The following is a 17,839-nucleotide window of genomic DNA, read 5'->3' on the forward strand; positions in this document are numbered from 1 at the left end:
CATCGCCACTGCGGGCGGAAGATTAGACTCGACGGATCTAGAAGCTTATGAAAGCTTCTGCAGCTTCTATAAGCCGACAGCTTCGATGAAGGAGGCACGGGTGGCCCTGCTGACCCGCATCAGGGAACCGCGCGACCTGGACCGGTTGACCCCGGAGCAGCTCGACCGGCTGGCGGCGGAGATCCGCACCTTCCTCGTCGACGCCGTCTCCAAGACCGGCGGCCACCTCGGGCCCAACCTCGGCGTGGTCGAGCTGACCATCGCCCTGCACCGCGTCTTCGACTCGCCGAAGGACAAGATCCTCTTCGACACGGGTCACCAGTCCTACGTCCACAAGGTCCTCACCGGCCGCCAGGACTTCTCGAAGCTGCGCGCCAAGGGCGGCCTGTCCGGCTACCCCTCGCGGGCGGAGTCCGAGCACGACGTCATCGAGAACAGCCACGCCTCCACGGTCCTCGGCTGGGCCGACGGCCTCGCCAAGGCCAACCAGGTCCTCGGCAAGGACGACCACGTCGTCGCCGTCATCGGCGACGGCGCGCTCACCGGCGGCATGGCCTGGGAGGCGCTCAACAACATCGCCGTGGCCAAGGACCGCCCGCTCGTCATCGTCGTCAACGACAACGAGCGCTCCTACGAGCCCACCATCGGCGGCCTCGCCAACCACCTGGCGACCCTGCGCACCACCGACGGCTACGAGCGCTTCCTGGCCCGCGGCAAGGACCTGCTGGAGCGCACCCCGGTCGTCGGCAAGCCCCTCTACGAGACGCTGCACGGCGCCAAGAAGGGCCTGAAGGACTTCATCGCCCCGCAGGGCATGTTCGAGGACCTCGGCCTGAAGTACGTCGGCCCCATCGACGGCCACGACATCGAGGCCCTGGAGTCCGCGCTCCAGCGCGCCAAGCGCTTCGGCGGCCCCGTCCTCGTGCACTGCCTCACCCAGAAGGGCCGCGGCTACAAGCACGCCGAGCAGAACGAGGCCGACCGCTTCCACGGCATCGGCGCCATCCACCCCGACACCGGCCTGCCCGTCGCCTCCGGCGGCGCCAGCTGGACCTCGGTCTTCGCCGACGAGATGGTCAAGCTCGGCCAGGAGCGCCAGGACATCGTCGCCATCACGGCGGCCATGATGCAGCCGGTGGGCCTGGGCAAGTTCGCCAAGGCGTTCCCCGACCGCGTCTACGACGTCGGCATCGCCGAGCAGCACGCCGCCACGTCCGCGGCCGGCCTGGCCACCGGCGGTCTGCACCCGGTCTTCGCCGTCTACGCGACCTTCCTCAACCGCGCCTTCGACCAGGTCCTCATGGACGTCGCCCTGCACAAGTGCGGTGTGACCTTCGTCCTGGACCGGGCGGGCGTCACCGGTGACGACGGCGCCTCCCACAACGGCATGTGGGACATGTCGATCCTGCAGGTCGTCCCCGGCCTGCGCATCGCCGCCCCGCGCGACGCCGACCAGGTCCGCGCCCAGCTGCGCGAGGCCGTCGAGGTCAAGGACGCGCCCACCGTCGTGCGCTACTCCAAGGGCACCGTCGGCCCGGCCGTCGAGGCCGTCGGCCGCGTCGGCGGCATGGACGTCCTGCGCGAGCCCGCCGAGGGCACGCAGCGGCCCGACGTCCTCATCGTCTCCGTCGGCGCGCTCGCCCCGATGTGCCTGGAGGTCGCCGACCTCCTCGACAAGCAGGGCATCTCCGCCACCGTCGTCGACCCCCGCTGGGTCAAGCCCGTCGACGAGGCGCTGCCCGGCCTCGCCGCGAAGCACCGCGTCGTCGTCACCGTCGAGGACAACGGCCGCGTGGGCGGCGTCGGCGCGGCGGTCGCGCAGGCGCTGCGCGACGCGGGCGTCGACCTGCCGCTGCGCGACTTCGGCATCCCGCCGCTCTTCCTCGACCACGCCTCCCGCAAGGAGATCATGGCCGAGATCGGGCTCACCGCCCCCGCCATCGCCCGCCAGGTCACCGGGCTCGTCGCCAAGCTGGACGGCCGCTTCGAGGACGCTGCCCAGGAGGCGGCGGAGGCCGTGGCCGGGGAGCCCGCCGAGGCCGTACGCGACTGACCGCGGCGCGCACGCCCGTTCGTCCAGGGCCGGCCGGTCACCCCTCCCGGGTGGTCCGGTCGGCCCTTCGGCATGGATGCGCCTGTCCTCCATCGGGTGAATCCTGGACGGGGCGGCTGTCGCCGCCCCTGCAGGGCCCGGATCATCGCGCACACTCGACCGGTTCAGGGAGGCCGAGTGGAGCCGAGCAGCGTGGAGGTGAGCCGATGAGCACAGAGCATCCCGTCCGGAGCGGCCGCGGCCGGAGCAGCATGTTCCGGACCAAGACGGTGGAGCAGTCCATCCAGGACACCGAAGAGCCGGAGCACGCGCTACGCAAGGACCTCTCCGCCTTCGACCTCACCGTCTTCGGCGTCGGCGTCGTCATCGGCACCGGCATCTTCGTCCTCACCGGCAAGGTCGCCAAGGAGAACGCCGGCCCCTCGGTGGCACTGGCCTTCGTCCTCGCCGGCATCGTCTGCGGGCTCGCGGCGCTGTGCTACGCCGAGTTCGCCTCCACCGTGCCGGTGGCCGGGTCCGCGTACACCTTCTCCTACGCCTCGCTCGGCGAGCTGCCCGCCTGGATCATCGGCTGGGACCTCGTCCTGGAGCTGGCACTGGGCTGCGCGGTGGTGGCCGTCGGCTGGTCCGGCTACATCCAGTCGCTGATGGGCAACGCCGGCTGGCACCTGCCCAAGGAGCTGTCCGGGGTGCACGAGGGCGCCTTCGGCTTCGACATCCTCGCCGCCGCCCTGGTCCTGGTCCTGACGGGCATCCTCGTCGCCGGAATGAAGCTGTCCTCGCGGGTGACGGCGGTCGTGGTCGCGGTGAAGGTCACCGTCGTCCTCATCGTCATCTTCGTCGGCGCCTTCTTCATCACCGGCGCCAACTACCACCCGTTCATCCCGCCCGCCAAGGGAGCCGAGGAAGCGGGCGGTCTCGCCGCCCCGCTCGTCCAGGTGATGTTCGGCTTCACCCCCTCCAACTTCGGCATCATGGGCATTTTCTCTGCCGCCGCCGTCGTCTTCTTCGCCTTCATCGGCTTCGACATCGTCGCCACCGCCGCCGAGGAGACCCGCAACCCCCAGCGCGACCTCCCGCGCGGCATCCTCGGCTCGCTCGCCATCTGCACGGTGCTCTACGTGGCCGTGTCCATCGTCGTCACCGGCATGCAGAAGTACGACACGCTCTCCACGAAGGCACCGCTCGCCGACGCCTTCAAGGTCGTCGGCCACCCCTTCTGGGCGGGGCTGATCAGCTTCGGCGCGGTCGTCGGCCTCACCTCCGTCTGCATGATCCTGCTGCTGGGCCAGAGCCGGGTGTTCTTCGCCATGAGCCGCGACGGCCTGCTCCCGCGCTTCTTCTCCATCGTCCACCCCCGCTACGGCACGCCCTACCGGTCGACGATCCTGCTCGGCGTGGTCGTCGCCGTGGTCGCGGGCTTCACCTCGATCGACGTGCTGGCCGAACTGGTCAACATCGGCACGCTCTTCGCCTTCGTCGTCGTGGCGCTCGGCGTCATCATCCTGCGCCGCACCCGGCCCGACCTGCCGCGCGCCTTCCGCACCCCGTTCGTGCCCTTCGTCCCCGTGCTGTCCGTGGCCGCCTCGCTGTGGCTGATGCTCAACCTGCCCGCCGAGACCTGGGTGCGGTTCGCCGTCTGGATGCTCATCGGCGTCGTCGTGTACCTCCTCTACGGCCGCCGCTCCAGCCGGGTGGCCGGGCAGCCGCGCCGCCCGGAGCCGCCCGGCATCTGACCCACCGGCCCGGGGCCGCCCCAAGGCCCCGGGCCTACGGCCGCACCGCCCGCGGACCGGCCACCTCGGCGCCCAGGGCCCGCACCCGTGCCCGCAGCTCCCGGTCGGCCGTGACGACCACGCAGCGCCGCCCGGCCGCCCGGGCGGCCACCACCTCCACGATCCGGTCGTCCCCGCTGCCCCGGGCCGCCTCGACACGCACCCCCGGCACGCCACCCACCCCGCGGGCCGCCCCCTCCACCACCAGCACGATCTCCAGCGGCCCGGCCGGTACGCCCGGCGCCCCCGCCGGCAGCCCGTCCACCGCGTACGCGGCGAGGGCGTCGCGCAGCCTCTGCGCCGCGCCCACCCGGTCGCGCCACCAGCCGTCGGGCACGCTGCCGACGACATTCGCGGCATCCACGACAAGAAGAACAGCCGTCATGGCGACAGCCTCGCACGCCGTACTGCGCCCGGAATCCGGAACCGGGCACAGTGTTATTGTCGAGGGCCCACAAAGGAGGGCCCAGGGCCCCAGAGAGGCTGGTCAGCGAGTCATGGCAGTGCGGACGGCCACCACGACCGGATGGTTGCTGCGGGGCGAGGACGGCCGGCTGACGGCCTACGCCGCGGCCCCGGGCGGCATCGTCCGCTGGAACGAGACCCGCCCCGGCGGACCGTGGACGGGACCCCGGCGCTTCGAGGTGCCCGGCCTGGAGCCGTACCTCTCGATAGCCCGCAGCGCCGAGGGATACGTCTCCCTCGTCGGCGTCCGCCGCCGCGCCCACGAGGACGGCCGGGCCGAGACCGACGTCGTCTACGCCACCCAGTTCCAGACGGACCGCGCCCTGACCACCTGGCGCTCCATCGGCACGCCCTACGGCCAGGACTGGGAGCGCGCCGACCAGATCGGCGCCCCCACGGCCGTCGCGGACCGCGTGGGCCTGCACATCTACTTCCGCAACGCCGGCCGCGGCGTGAGCGGCCGCCGCCAGGACGCGCGCGGCATCTGGGGCCCGTGGCTGGACCTGCACGGCAGCCGCGTCCTCGACACCGGCGCCGCGGGCGTGAGCGCCGACGGGCGCGTCGAGCTCCTCGCCTCCACCGCCGACAGCGTGCTGCGCTGGCGCCAGGAGCAGCCCGGCGGCCCCATGAAGCGGGTCCCCGACACCGCCGCCAAGACCCAGCCCGCCGCCTTCACCTGCGCCCCGGCGGACGAGGGCCGCATCAGCCACTTCTGGCGCGCCGGCGCCGACGGCGTGCTGCACGTGCAGCACCCCGCCGCCCCGGACCCCGAGGCCCCCGACGCCGCCGACTCCCCGGCCCCCGTGGCGCTGGCCTCCCTCGGCACCGACGGCACCGGCCCGGTCGCCGTGCTGCGCACCACCCTGGACGGCCAGGAGTGCACCGTCCTCGCCCAGCGCTCCGCCTCGGGCCTGCCGGCCCTGGCCGCGTACGCCACGCAGGACGAGTCCGCCGCGGACGCCTCCTGGTCCGAGACGGGCGAGGAGTGCGTGGGCGCTCCCGCGCTGGCCCTCGACGCCGCCGGCCGCGTGGTCGCGGCCGTCATCGCCCCGGACGGCGGCCTGCGCGTCGCCCGCCAGCGCACGGACGCCCGCGGGCTGGCCCTGGGGGCGTGGGAGCGGGTCTGAGCCGGCCCCGCCCCGGGCGGGCGCCCCGCGGTCAGAGCCGCTTGGCGCCGCGCAGCCCGGACGCGTAGAAGCCGTTGCCGTCCAGGCGGGCGGTGCCGCCCTTGTCGCCGAAGGTGGGGCCGTTGGCCTCCTCCCGGCTGGAGACGAAGCGGGGCTTGCCGTCGGTGTCCAGGCCCAGGTAGATCCCGACGTGGTCGAGGCGGTCCCCGGTACGCCGGTCGATCTTGAAGAAGACGAGGTCGCCCGGCTGGAGCCGGTCGATGCCCGCCGGCCGCTTGTCCGTGAGCTCCAGCACCGGCACGCCGGGGGAGAGGCGGGCCATGCCGTTGGCGGTGCGGGGCAGCCCGTCGCCCTTGGCGTCCTTGCCCAGCAGCGGGTAGCGGGCGCGGTAGCCGAAGACCGTGCGGACGAAGCCCGAGCAGTCCATGGCGCGCAGCCGCTGCGGCTCGGGGCGTTCCACGGTGCCGTCGCGGAACGTGTACGGGATGCCCAGGTAGTCGTAGAAGTCCGACTGCTCCAGGCGCAGGTCGCCGGCGACCGAGCCGCTCGGGTTGAGCGGGCCGAACTGGGCGTCGCCCGCGTAGGCCAGCCCCCGGGCGTCCTTCTTCACGGGCGCGCCGTCCAGGTACTCCATCGAGACGGCGAGGATGTCCGGGTCCTTGCTGCCCAGGCTCCTGTCGAACCACTCCTTGAACCAGGCGCCCTTCTCCGCGCCCTCCTTCCACGCCTCCGGCAGCAGCCGCACCCAGCTGTCGGTGACCACCTTCGCCGGGGTGTACTTGGCCTCGGCGAAGGTACGGCTGGGGCCGGTGAGCACGGCTGTGCGGGCGTTGTCGGTGAAGGTGGCCAGGACGCCGCCGTCGGCGGAGCGCACCACGGTACGGGCCGGGTTGGAGAGCCGCTCGAAGCGGCGCTCGCCCGCCGGCACGGCCCGTCCGGCGGAGGCGCCGGCGCCCACGGACTCGACCGGCGGTGCCGTCGCCTGCTGCTTCTCGCGCAGCTCCACGGTCAGGTAGGCGCTGGTGCCGAGCAGGCCGAGCACGACCAGCGTCTGCAGCGCGCGGCGGCCGCCCGCGCCGCCGGCCCTCTTGCGGGCCCTCGGCTTCTTGCGGTCCGTCGGCTTCCGGGACATGGATCTGCGCTCCGTGGTGGCGGGGTCAGGCGGTGGGCATGAAGCCGAGCAGGATGCCGGCGGTCAGGACGACGTAGTTGGCGAGCGACACCGTGCCGGTGGCCAGCAGGGTGGCTCCCCGCGGCTGACGGACCAGCTGATAGGCGATCAGGCCGGGGACGATGAAGCCGAGGGTCTGGTTGGCGTACATCAGCGGGAACTGCTGCTGGAGGACGACGTAGAGCGTCGCCTGCAGCACCACGCCGGTCAGCACGACGGCCGCGAAGAGGCGCTTGCCGTAGAGGATGACGTAGCGCTGCAGCAGCAGCGTCCCCAGGTACGTGAGCACGGTGATGCCGACGACCATCGCCGCCCGCTGCAGGTCCTCGACCAGGGTGAGGGCCAGCCAGCCCGGGGTGATCATGCCGCCGGGGGAGAGGTTGGTCGTCAGGTAGCAGACGAGGGAGAACAGCAGACCCAGGGCGATCCCGATGGCGGCGATCTCCGGGGTGAGGACGGCGGGGATCAACGGAAGTCTCCTGTGGTGTCCATGTACGTGGGGACGTACACCGGGGGCTCCTCCGGCTGCGCCGGCTGTGTCGGGGGCGTCTCGTCCGCGGGCAGCTCCGCCAGCCGCTCCAGCAGCAGCTCGCCCTGGCCGTGGATGTTGCCGATGGCGATCAGCGAGGCGCCCGGGCCGAGCCGGTCGAGGATCTCCCGCTCCAGCTCGGCGGCGTCGCGGCGGTCGCCGCCGAGGTCGACGATGCGATCGCGCCACTCGGCGGGGATCGCATCGGCGGCGCTCTTCGTCGGGTGGCCGATCAGGAAGACCGACTCGGGGGCGAGCCGGGGGATCAGCTCGCCCATCTGGCCGTTGCGCTCGACCCGGTCGGGCCGGCAGTTGATCAGGACGTGCAGCGGCCGCTCGATCGCGCCGAGGCTCAGCAGCTGCTCGACGTTCATCAGCGTCGACTCCGGGTCGTTGGCCGCGAAGATGTTGGCGAACCGGAAGGGCATGCCCTCGGGGGTGAGGTAGCGCTCCACGGACAGCACGCCGGGGTCCGGCGGCGCGTCGTACATCCCCTGCAGGGCGGTCGCCCGGTCGATGCCCAGCAGCTCGGCGACGGCGAGCGCGATGGCGACGTTCTCCTTGAAGGTGAACCAGCTGAAGCCGCGCAGCTCCGCGTCGCTGACCGTCTCCGGGTCGACGGCGATCAGGCGGCAGTCGCGCCGGGCGGCCTCCTCGCGCAGGATGTGCAGCCGGTCGCGCTCGGCGGTGACGCAGATGCCGCCGACCGGCATGGACCGGCTCAGGGAACGGGCCACGTCGTCGAGGGTCGGGCCCATCTCGGCGAGGTGGTCCTCGCGCACGTTGCACAGCACGCCGATGGTGGAGCGGATCAGCTTGGTCTGGTTGACCTCCTGCAGCGCCGGCATGACGGCCATGCACTCGATCACCAGGGCGTGCGGGCGGTAGGCGGCGGCGCGCCGCACGATGCCGATCTGCTCGACGACGTTGGCGATGCCGAACTTGCGGTAGACGGGCTCCTCGGTGGCATCCGGGTGGATGAAGCGGGCCGCGGTGCCGGTGGTCTTGGCGACCGTGACCAGTCCGCCGCCGCGCAGCGCGCCCGCGCACAGCCGGGTGATGGAGCTCTTGCCGCGGATGCCGTTGACGAGCACCCGGGTGGGGATGAGGTCCAGGTTGGTGAAGTGACGGCGCTGCTCGACGACCCCGGCGACCAGTACGACGGCGCAGCAGATCACGAGGACCGTGTAGAGGAAGAGCACGTGATCAGTTCCTTCCGGAGGGTCGCGTCAGGCGCTGCCGGATCAGCTCCAGGTTCCGTACGACGGCGCCGGCCTCGTCGTGGTGCTGGGGGAAGAGCACGGTCTTCCGGTCGCCGCCGGCCAGCGCCTCGGCCCGGTCGGCGAGGGCGCGCAGCGGGCGGACGACGACGATGTGCAGCCAGCCCAGGCAGGCCACGGCGGCGGTCACGCCGAGCAGCCCGGCGAGCATGGTGCGCCGCTGCGCGGTGTACTCGGGCAGCTCCAGCCAGGAGGTCGGCTGGGAGCTGACGACCTGCCAGTCCAGGTCGCGGACCGCTCCGCCGCCGGTGAAGGGCGCGGCGGCCGCGATGTCGGAGGAGCCGCCCGCGCGGTGCAGGGTGGCGGTGCCGGTGGTCCTCCCGTCGTGCTTGCGGGCGGTGTCCGCGAGGGCGTCGAGGTGGCCGGAGGGCAGGGCGGAGAAGGCCCGGAAGCCGTGGTTGCGGTCGGCCGCGAGGATGCGGTTCTCCTTGTCGACGAGCCAGACCTGGCCGAGGCCGGGCCGGGTGACCATCGAGATCAGGAACTGTGTGTCGTACTCGCCGACCACGGCCCGGCCTCCCGCGCCGGGCACGGCCGCGTAGGCGGCGACGGCGGGTTCCTTGCCGGAGGTGGTGAGCTGGGCGACGCCGTCCGCGCGGGGTGGTGTGCCGGCCGGGTGGCGGGGGGAGTCGCCGGCGCGGGAGAGGACCTCTCCCTTGCCGTCGATCACGTAGACCGAGCGGTAGCGGCCGTGCTCGCGCAGCGTCCTCTCCAGGACGGCCCGGTCGGCGGTCGCCCGGTCCTTGCCGTCGGCCGGGGCCGCACCGTCCGTACGGGCGCCGGCGGCGAGGGTCTGCGCGACCGAGGCCACGTCCGCCCAGCCCTCGTTGAGCGCCTTGCGCACGCGGTCGGAGGCGGTGTCGGTGCGGCGGCGCTGGTCGTCGACGAGCTGCCGGGGCACGGAGACGCTGGCGCCGGGGCGGTTGAGGAAGAGCAGCAGCGGCGCCGCCCAGGCGAGCAGGACCAGGGCGCACACCACGACCGTGGAGCGGGTGCCGAAGCCGCCGCGCGCCCGCCCGGCGCGGGTGGGGCGGCCGCCCAGCAGCTGGCCGCGCAGGCTCTCCAGGGCGGCGCCGGTCCGGGCCGCCTCCCTGCCCTTGAAGCGGCGCACCGGCCGGTCCAGGTCGCCGCGCGCGAGCCTGCGGCTCTCCAGGTACAGCCGCAGCAGCGGCCGCTGGATCGTGCGCAGCAGCACCCACACCACCAGCACGGCCAGGACGAGGAGGATGCCCGCGGCGGCCAGGCCGAAGGTCTGGGTGCGCACCGCCGTGGGGTCGCCGGTGACCTTGACGGAGGTGATCACCGAGAGGCCGAGGGCACCGGCCGCACTGCTCTCGCCGGGGGCCCGGCCGGCGGCGGCGTAGCCCACGGCCGTCCGTACGTCGCCGCGGCGCTCGCCCATCAGGTGGCCGCTGGCGCCGGGGTGGCCGCCGGCGGTCCCGGGCGTCTTAGCGGACTCCGCGGCGGCGGTCCTGCGGGCCTCCCGGGCCCAGGACTTGCGGGCCACGGAGGGGCCGTCGCTGGCCAGGACGGTGCCGGCGGAGTCGACGACCAGCAGGGAGCGGTCCTCGTCGGCCGAGATGCCCGGAACGTTCAGGGTCCCGGAGGCGACGAGCAGCCGGGTGCCCTCGCCGCCGCGCAGCGCGGTGACGACGAGCATCCGGGTCTCGCCGGACGGCAGCTTCACCAGGCGCGGGCCGAGAATGCCGTCCTTGTCGTCCGGGGTGCCGCCGTTGGCGCCGGTCTTCCCGGCGGGGCCCTTGAGGACGGTCGCGAGGGGAATGGTCTCACCGCGCGCGGCGAGCAGCGTGCCGCCCGCGGGGTCGACGACGGCGGTGCCGCGCCACTTGTTGTAGACCTTGCCGAGGCTGTCCAGGACGGTGTCGGGCGCGGCGGATCCGGCGCCGCTGAACTGGGCGGCGGCGCGTTCGAGGTCGGTGATGCTCTCGTCGAGGGACGCCCGCAGGGACAGGGCGCCGTCCTCCGCGACGTGCTGCTGCGAGGTGAGGACGGCGGTGTCGGCGGCCGTGTCGCCGCGGTCGCCGAGCAGCAGCGCCGTCGTGCCCGCCACCGCCAGCAGCAGCGCGAGCAGGGCCGCTATCGGCGGCCGTGCGCCGCCCAGCAGGGGCATGTCGGCGCGGCGGCGGGCCTTGCGTCGGCGCGGGCCGCGCGGAGCGGGCAACGGTCTTCCTCTCGGTGGCGGCGCGGGGCGAGCCGGGACACCGGGCTGAACTGTCTGCCGCACTGCGCATGCGTAAAACGTGGGAAGTCTAGGGAAAATCGAAAGAATTACCAAAAGAGGTCGAGCGGTCTTGATCGCAATTCGCTTCTTTACTGAAACTATTCCAAGATCCATTGCTGCGGCAATCCGCCCATTTCCCTCCGGCAATTGCGTGCGATCTTTGCGCCCGGGAGCGTAGACGGACGATTCGGGCGTGCCGGCGAGGGTGATGCGCCGGGTATTTTTGCCGGCATGAAGCTCATGCCGGCCCTTGCCGCTCCCCTGAGGCCCGTGCTGGTCGGCGCGGTGGTACTGGCGTTGTCCGGCGGGGCCACGGCCTGCGCCCGGCCGGGCGTGCAGGGCACGGCGGGCAGCCGGCCGCTCGACCGCGGCGCGGGCGGCGACCGCGGTACGCCGCCGGTCCCCGGCACGTCCGTCGACCTCGCCCGGCGGATCACGAGCTTCACCGACCGCATCAATCAGGACGGTCGGTACCGGATTCCCGCCCCGCACGACCGGCGGGCCGTCGCCGACGGCGTCCGGCTGTTCCTGGACGGTGACCGGGCCGGTGCCGAGCGGACGCTGGCCACCGCGGGCTACACCGTACGGATCCTGGCCGACCAGCCCGGCGGAGGGCAGTACGCCGAAATCGCCGACGCCACCGTCGACGGCGAGGCCACCCGGGGCTGGGGCCGTGTCTACGTCGACCTGCGCAGCCCCGCGCGGTGGTCGGTGCAGGTGCCCCACCCCACCGCCGACCAGCGCACCGAGCAGCTCGGCATCGGGCTGCTGCGCGACGTGCGCGGCGGCGTGCTGATCCTGGCGGGCGCGTACCGCACGGTGGGCGACGGTGAGAGCGGGGAGACGGACGCCGCGGACGTCGCCCACCGCTCCGACTCGGTCTTCGCCGCCGTCGCCGACGCCCTCGCCGACCGCCGGATGCCCGCCGTCCAGGTGCACGGCTTCGCCGACGGCAGCCTGCCCGACCACGACGTGGTCGTCTCGCCCGGCAAGGGGACCGCGGGTCTGCCCTCCGCACGGCGGCTCGCGTCCGGCCTGCGGCAGGAGGGGCTGCGGGTGTGCGAGGTGTGGCAGCGGGAGTGCGGCCGGCTGGAGGGCCGCACGAACGTCCAGGGCGACCACGCGGATGCGGTCGGGGTGCCCTTCCTGCACGTGGAGCACAGCCGGCGGGTGCGGTTCGACGACGGGCTCGTCGCGAAGGCGGTGCGGGCACTGGCCGAGGTGGTCGAACGGTGGAGGACGGGGCGGGGGTAGGCCACCTGACCCCCGGAACCCGGAAATGCCGGACGGGCTGGAGGAAACCAGCCCGTCCGGCATTTCCGGCTCCGCGGGGGTCCGGGGGCCGCAGCCTCCGGACCCCCGCGGTCCGTGCGTGCGTTACGCGGGAACGCTCGCCACGCCCTCGGCGAGGAAGCGGCGGCCGAGAACGCGCTCGGAGACGCCCTCACGGTCCAGGTACGGCGTGATGCCACCCAGGTGGAAGGGCCAGCCGGCGCCCGTGATCAGGCACAGGTCGATGTCCTGGGCCTCGGCGACGACGCCCTCGTCGAGCATCAGGCCGATCTCCTGCGCGACCGCGTCCAGGACGCGGGCGCGGACCTGCTCCTCCGTCAGGACGGTGTCGCCCTGGACGAGGAGCGCGGCGACCTCGGGGTCCAGCTCCGGCTTCCCGGAGTCGTAGACGTAGAAGCCGCGCTTGCCCGCCTTGACCACGGCGGCCAAGTTGGGGGAGACCGTGAAGCGCTCGGGGAAGGCGCCGTGCAGCGTCTCGGAGACGTGCAGGCCGATCGCCGGGCCGACCAGCTCCAGGAGCACCAGCGGGGACATCGGCAGACCGAGCGGCTCGACGGCCTTCTCGGCGGTGGCCACCGGGGTGCCCTCGTCGATGACGTTCTGGATCTCGCCCATGAAGCGGACCAGGATGCGGTTGACGACGAACGCCGGGGCGTCCTTCACCAGCACCGCGGTCTTCTTCAGCTTCTTGGCGACGCCGAAGGCCGTGGCCAGCGCGGCTTCGTCGGTCCGCTCGCCGCGCACGATCTCCAGCAGCGGGAGGATCGCGACGGGGTTGAAGAAGTGGAAGCCCACGACCCGCTCGGGGTGCTTGAGCTTCGAGGCCATCTCGGTGACCGACAGCGAGGAGGTGTTGGTGGCGAGGATGGCGTGCTCGGGCACGACCGCCTCGACCTCGGCGAACACCTGCTGCTTGACGCCCATCTCCTCGAAGACGGCCTCGATGACGAAGTCCGCGTCGCCGAAGGCGGCGGCCTTGTCCAGCGAGCCGGTCACCGCGGCCTTGAGGCGGTTGGCCTTGTCCTGGTTGATGCGGCCCTTGAGCAGCAGCTTGTCGATCTCGCCGTGGACGTAGCCCACGCCCTTGTCCACGCGCTCCTGGTCGATGTCGGTCAGCACGACCGGCACCTCAAGGCGGCGGGCGAACAGCAGCGCCAGCTGGGAGGCCATCAGACCGGCACCGACGACGCCGACCTTGTTGACCGGGCGCGCGAGGGACTTGTCCGGGGCGCCCGCGGGGCGCTTGCCGCGCTTCTGCACCAGGTTGAAGGCGTAGATGCCGCTGCGCAGCTCGCCGCCCATGATCAGGTCCGCGAGGGCCTGGTCCTCCGCGTCGAAGCCCTGGCGCAGGTCGCCGTTCTTGGCGGCGGCGATGATGTCCAGCGCGCGGTAGGCGGCCGGGGCCGCGCCGTGCACCTTGGAGTCGGCGATGAAACGGCCGCGCTCGACGGCCTGGTCCCATGCCTCGCCGCGGTCGATCTCGGCCCGGACGACCTCGGTCTCGCCCTTGAGGACGGACGCCGTCCACAGCAGCGACTGCTCCAGGAAGTCCGCACCCTCGAAGAGGGCGTCGGCGATGCCGAGCTCGAAGACCTGCTTGCCCTTGAGCTGACGGTTCTGGTTGAGCGAGTTCTCGATGATGACCGAGACCGCGCGGTCCGCGCCGATGAGGTTCGGCAGCAGCGCGCAGCCGCCCCAGCCGGGCACCAGGCCGAGGAAGACCTCGGGCAGGGAGAACGCCGGGACCGCGGCCGAGACCGTGCGGTAGGTGCAGTGCAGACCGACCTCGACGCCGCCGCCCATCGCGGCACCGTTGTAGTACGCGAAGGTCGGCACGCCCAGCGAGGACAGGCGCTTGAAGACGTCGTGGCCGCCCTTGCCGATGGCCAGCGCGTCCTCGTGGCGCTTCAGCAGCTCGACGCCCTTGAGGTCGGCGCCGACGGCGAAGATGAACGGCTTGCCGGTCAGGCCGGCGCCCACGATCTCGCCGGCCTTCGCCTCGGCCTCGACCTGGTCGATCGCGGTGTTGAGGTTCGCGAGGGACTTCGGGCCGAAGGTGGTCGGCTTGGTGTGGTCGAAGCCGTTGTCCAGCGTGATGAGCGCGAAGCGCCCGGCGCCGGGGAGGTCGAGGTGGCGCACGTGCGCCTGGGTGACGACCTCGTCGGGGAACAGCTCGGCCGCGCCCTTCAGGAGCTCAGCGGTGGTGCTCACTTGTTGCCTCCGTCGAAGTGCGGGTTCTCCCAGATGACCGTGCCGCCCATGCCGAAGCCGACGCACATCGAGGTGATGCCGTAGCGGACGTGCGGCTGCTCCTCGAACTGGCGGGCCAGCTGCGTCATCAGACGCACGCCGGAGGAGGCCAGCGGGTGACCGAAGGCGATGGCGCCGCCGTACTGGTTGACGCGCGGGTCGTCGTCGGCGATGCCGTAGTGGTCCAGCAGCGAGAGCACCTGGACGGCGAACGCCTCGTTGATCTCGAACAGGCCGATGTCGTCGATCGACAGGCCCGCCTTGGCGAGCGCCTTCTCGGTGGCCGGGACCGGGCCGATGCCCATGACCTCGGGCTCCACGCCGGCGAAGGCGTAGGAGACCAGGCGCATCTTGACCGGCAGGCCCAGCTCGCGGGCCACGTCCTCGGCCGCGATCAGGGAGGCGGTGGCACCGTCGTTGAGACCGGCGGCGTTGCCCGCGGTGACCCGGCCGTGCGGACGGAAGGGGGTCTTCAGGCCGGCCAGGTTGGCCAGCGTGGTGCCCGGGCGCATCGGCTCGTCGGCGGTGGCCAGGCCCCAGCCCGTCTCGCCGCCCTCGGGGGACGTGCGGCGGATGGAGATCGGCACCAGGTCGGCCTGGATCTTGCCGTCGGCGTACGCCTTGGCGGCCTTCTCCTGGCTGCGGACCGCGTACTCGTCGGCGCGCTGCTTGGTGATGTGCGGGAGGCGGTCGTGCAGGTTCTCCGCGGTCATGCCCATGAACAGGGCGGACTCGTCGACCAGCTTCTCCGAGACGAAGCGCGGGTTGGGGTCGACGCCCTCGCCCATGGGGTGACGGCCCATGTGCTCGACGCCGCCGGCGAGGGCGATGTCGTACGCACCGAGGGCGACGCCGCCCGAGACGGCCGTCACGGCGGTCATGGCGCCGGCGCACATGCGGTCGATGGAGTAACCGGGCACCGACTGCGGGAGGCCCGCGAGGATGCCGGCGGTACGGCCCAGCGTCAGCCCCTGGTCGCCGATCTGCGTGGTCGCGGCGATGGCGACCTCGTCGATGCGGGCCGGGTCGAGGTCCGGGTTGCGGCGCAGCAGCTCCCGGATGCACTTGACGACCAGGTCGTCGGCGCGGGTCTCGTGGTAGATGCCCTTCGGGCCCGCCTTGCCGAACGGGGTGCGGACGCCGTCGACGAAAACGACGTCCCTAGCGGTACGAGGCACGTTGGCTCTCCTCCAGGTGCGGATCGCTGCGCGCGGGCATGCCGATACGGCTCCGCCGCGGTGCGGGCTGACACCGTCATGCTACTTGCGGGTAACCATGCTGCCCAGACCCTCCGGCGGGAGCGGCGAAGGTCACATTCCGCGGTGCGGCGCCCTTGCACGGGCCTCCGCCCCGGACCCGGGTGCTCAATCGCCGGCCGGGCTGGAAAATCCAGCCCGGCCGGCGATTGAGGACAAGAAGAGGACAAGAAACGGTGAAAGGGCGGGACCGGGGCCCCGAAACGGCCTCGGGTCAGGCCGATGCCTCCGTGAGGGCCTTCACCAGCACGGGGGTCACCTGCTCCACCTGCCACGCCCGCGCACCGTGCGCGGAGAGGACCTCCGCAACGGCCTCCGGCGTCGCCGGCTTCGGCGGCTCCCAGCACAGCCTCCGCACCGTGTCCGGCGTGATCAGGTTCTCCTGCGGCATCGTCAGCCGCTCGGCCAGCTCCGAGACCGCGGTGCGGGCGGCCGACAGGCGGGCCGCCGCCACGGGGTCCTTGTCCGCCCACGCGCGCGGCGGCGGCGGGCCGGTCAGCGGCTGGCCGGGCTGCGGCAGCTCGGCGTCCGGCAGCGCCTTGGCCCGGTCCACCGCGGCCATCCACTGCTCCAGCTGCTTGCGGCTCATGCGGTGCCCGAAGCCGGGGAGCGCGGCGAGCGCGTGCACGTTCGGCGGGACGCTGAGGGCGGCCTCGACGATCGCGGCGTCACCGAGCACCTTGCCGGGCGAGACGTCGCGGCGCTGCGCGATGTGGTCGCGCGCGGTCCACAGCTCGCGCACCACGGCCATCTGCCGGCGCCGGCGCACCTTGTGCATGCCGGAGGTGCGGCGCCAGGGGTCCTTGCGGGGCGGGGCGGGCGGCGCGGAGGCGATGGCGTCGAACTCCTGGCGGGCCCACTCCAGCTTGCCCTGCCGGTCCAGCTCCTCCTCCAGCGCGTCGCGCAGGTCGACGAGCAGCTCCACGTCGAGCGCGGCGTAGCGCAGCCAGGGCTCGGGCAGCGGGCGGGTGGACCAGTCGACGGCGGAGTGGCCCTTCTCCAGGGCGTAGCCCAGGACGTTCTCGACCATGGCGCCGAGCCCGACGCGCGCGAAGCCCGCGAGCCGTCCCGCCAGCTCCGTGTCGAAGAGCCGGGCCGGGGTCATCCCTATCTCGCGCAGGCAGGGCAGGTCCTGGGTGGCGGCGTGCAGCACCCACTCGGCGTCGCCGATGGCCTCGCCGAGGGCGGACAGGTCGGGGCAGCCGACCGGGTCGATCAGTGCGGTGCCCGCGCCCTCGCGGCGCAGCTGGACGAGGTAGGCGCGCTGGCCGTAGCGGTAGCCGGAGGCGCGCTCGGCGTCGACGGCGACGGGTCCGGTGCCCGCGGCGAAGGCCGCGACGACGGAGGCCAGGGCCTCGGCGTCGGCGACGACCGGGGGCATGCCCTCCCGTGGCTCCAGCAGGGGAATCGGCGCCGAATCGACGTCGTCCGGGGGGGCGCCCCCGGTGGTTCGCAGTGTCGTGTCTGCTGCGGTCTCTTGGGCGTCGGTCACTGGTCAAGGGTATCTGTGGATGGCAAGCGCCCGTCGCCGGAACGTTCCGGCGACGGGCGCGGCGCGGAATCCCGCGGTCGGTGGATGCGGTCAGTGGATGATGCCGGTGCGCAGTGCCACCGCCACCATCCCGGCCCGGTCCCCCGTGCCGAGCTTGCGGGCGATGCGGGCGAGGTGGCTCTTGACGGTGAGTGCCGAGAGTCCCATCGAGACGCCGATGGCCTTGTTGGACTGGCCCTCCGCCACCAGCCGCAACACCTCCACCTCACGCCCCGACAGCTCGCGGTAGCCACCGGGGTGGCCGGGGGCGCCCGGCGGGCGCCGCTGCATGCGGGCGGCGGCCGAGCCGATGGGGGCGGCTCCGGGACGGCCGGGGACGCCGAGGTTGGTACGGGTGCCGGTGACGACGTAGCCCTTGACTCCGCCCGCCAGTGCGTTGCGCACGGCGCCGATGTCGTCGGCGGCGGAGAGGGCCAGACCGTTGGGCCAGCCCGCGGCACGGGTCTCGGAGAGCAGTGTCAGGCCGGAACCGTCGGGAAGGTGGACGTCGGCGACACAGATGTCGCGCGGGCTGCCGATGCGCGGCCGGGCCTCCGCGATGGACGACGCCTCGATCACGTCGCGCACGCCCAGCGCCCACAGGTGGCGCGTGACGGTCGAGCGGACCCGGGGGTCCGCGACGACGACCATGGCGGTCGGTTTGTTCGGGCGGTAGGCGAGGCTAGCGGGTTGCTCAAGGAGAACGGACACCAGGCCTCCATGGGGGGAGTGGCGGGGACCGGTGCCGACTTGGGGATAAGCCGGGGCGATCCGTGTGGGAAGGGTCACAAGGTCCTTCGGCAATGAAACGTCCCGGCTTTAGGGAATGATCACGAATTGATGAGTAACAATTCGGGCAATTCAGAC

The 17,839-nt window shown here is 72.9% G+C and carries 13 protein-coding genes; 4 read left to right on the forward strand and 9 right to left on the reverse strand.

The features are described 5' to 3' along the window. Positions 1-100 precede the first annotated feature (100 nt). Together dxs and LE181_RS00070 are read left to right on the forward strand one after the other, a co-directional pair. Positions 101-2,053 carry a 1-deoxy-D-xylulose-5-phosphate synthase gene (gene dxs / locus LE181_RS00065; RefSeq protein WP_225658770.1) on the forward strand — a complete coding sequence of 651 codons (1,953 nt, stop codon included), beginning with the start codon at positions 101-103 and terminating at the stop codon, positions 2,051-2,053. Between the two features lie 206 nt (positions 2,054-2,259). Beyond that, a complete protein-coding gene (locus LE181_RS00070; RefSeq protein ID WP_225658771.1) occupies positions 2,260-3,789 on the forward strand; it encodes an amino acid permease in 1,530 nt (509 codons plus the stop codon). Positions 3,790-3,823: 34 nt separating this feature from the next. On the opposite strand, the gene LE181_RS00075 is transcribed toward LE181_RS00070, so the two are convergent. Further along, on the reverse strand, positions 3,824-4,213 hold the full coding sequence (locus LE181_RS00075; protein ID WP_225658772.1) for a PIN domain-containing protein: 390 nt from the start codon (positions 4,211-4,213) through the stop codon (positions 3,824-3,826). A gap of 112 nt (positions 4,214-4,325) precedes the next feature. On the opposite strand from LE181_RS00075, the gene LE181_RS00080 reads away from it, so the two are divergent. Next, positions 4,326-5,420, forward strand: coding sequence for a PLL family lectin (locus LE181_RS00080; RefSeq protein WP_225658773.1), 1,095 nt, complete (start codon positions 4,326-4,328; stop codon positions 5,418-5,420). 31 nt (positions 5,421-5,451) lie between these two features. On the opposite strand, the gene LE181_RS00085 is transcribed toward LE181_RS00080, so the two are convergent. From LE181_RS00085 to LE181_RS00100, 4 genes are read right to left on the reverse strand one after another with little or no spacing between them, the layout of a single operon-like run. Further along, entirely contained in the window at positions 5,452-6,552 is a 1,101-nt protein-coding gene (locus tag LE181_RS00085) for a C40 family peptidase (protein ID WP_225658774.1), read from the reverse strand. A gap of 25 nt (positions 6,553-6,577) precedes the next feature. After that, positions 6,578-7,060 carry a poly-gamma-glutamate biosynthesis protein PgsC/CapC gene (locus LE181_RS00090; RefSeq protein ID WP_086571348.1) on the reverse strand — a complete coding sequence of 161 codons (483 nt, stop codon included), beginning with the start codon at positions 7,058-7,060 and terminating at the stop codon, positions 6,578-6,580. After that, positions 7,057-8,322: a poly-gamma-glutamate synthase PgsB gene (gene pgsB, locus LE181_RS00095; protein WP_225658775.1), complete on the reverse strand. Its 1,266-nt coding sequence runs from the start codon at positions 8,320-8,322 to the stop codon at positions 7,057-7,059. Before pgsB ends, LE181_RS00090 begins: the two co-directional genes overlap by 4 nt. Positions 8,323-8,326: 4 nt before the next feature. Further along, complete coding sequence (locus tag LE181_RS00100; RefSeq protein ID WP_225658776.1) at positions 8,327-10,582, reverse strand: HAMP domain-containing protein; 2,256 nt, start codon at positions 10,580-10,582, stop codon at positions 8,327-8,329. A gap of 291 nt (positions 10,583-10,873) precedes the next feature. Here LE181_RS00100 and LE181_RS00105 point away from each other — a divergent pair, with 291 nt between their 5' ends. Continuing rightward, positions 10,874-11,896 (forward strand): hypothetical protein, encoded by a 1,023-nt coding sequence (locus LE181_RS00105; RefSeq protein WP_225658777.1) that lies wholly within the window; start codon positions 10,874-10,876, stop codon positions 11,894-11,896. A gap of 123 nt (positions 11,897-12,019) precedes the next feature. On the opposite strand, the gene LE181_RS00110 is transcribed toward LE181_RS00105, so the two are convergent. From LE181_RS00110 to LE181_RS00125, 4 genes are all read right to left on the reverse strand, one after another. Further along, entirely contained in the window at positions 12,020-14,146 is a 2,127-nt protein-coding gene (locus LE181_RS00110; RefSeq protein WP_225658778.1) for a 3-hydroxyacyl-CoA dehydrogenase NAD-binding domain-containing protein, read from the reverse strand. Further along, entirely contained in the window at positions 14,143-15,363 is a 1,221-nt protein-coding gene (locus LE181_RS00115) for a thiolase family protein (RefSeq protein WP_225658779.1), read from the reverse strand. The genes LE181_RS00110 and LE181_RS00115 overlap by 4 nt, the downstream gene beginning before the upstream one ends. Positions 15,364-15,655: 292 nt before the next feature. Then, positions 15,656-16,933 (reverse strand): HRDC domain-containing protein, encoded by a 1,278-nt coding sequence (locus tag LE181_RS00120; RefSeq protein WP_225658780.1) that lies wholly within the window; start codon positions 16,931-16,933, stop codon positions 15,656-15,658. A 90-nt stretch (positions 16,934-17,023) separates the two neighbouring features. Next, positions 17,024-17,683, reverse strand: a complete 660-nt coding sequence (locus tag LE181_RS00125) for a response regulator transcription factor (RefSeq protein WP_071963467.1) — start codon at positions 17,681-17,683, stop codon at positions 17,024-17,026. Positions 17,684-17,839 lie beyond the last annotated feature (156 nt).

The organism is Streptomyces sichuanensis (genome assembly GCF_020328095.1).
Lineage (GTDB): Bacteria > Actinomycetota > Actinomycetes > Streptomycetales > Streptomycetaceae > Streptomyces > Streptomyces cinnamoneus.

Bases quoted from the DNA above. Each gene is read 5' to 3' on its own strand.
- LE181_RS00080 (WP_225658773.1), top strand. From the start codon at position 4,326: ATGGCAGTGCGGACGGCCACCACGACCGGATGGTTGCTGCGGGGCGAG.
- LE181_RS00085 (WP_225658774.1), bottom strand. From the start codon at position 6,552: ATGTCCCGGAAGCCGACGGACCGCAAGAAGCCGAGGGCCCGCAAGAGG.
- LE181_RS00075 (WP_225658772.1), bottom strand. From the start codon at position 4,213: ATGACGGCTGTTCTTCTTGTCGTGGATGCCGCGAATGTCGTCGGCAGC.
- LE181_RS00070 (WP_225658771.1), top strand. From the start codon at position 2,260: ATGAGCACAGAGCATCCCGTCCGGAGCGGCCGCGGCCGGAGCAGCATG.
- LE181_RS00105 (WP_225658777.1), top strand. From the start codon at position 10,874: ATGAAGCTCATGCCGGCCCTTGCCGCTCCCCTGAGGCCCGTGCTGGTC.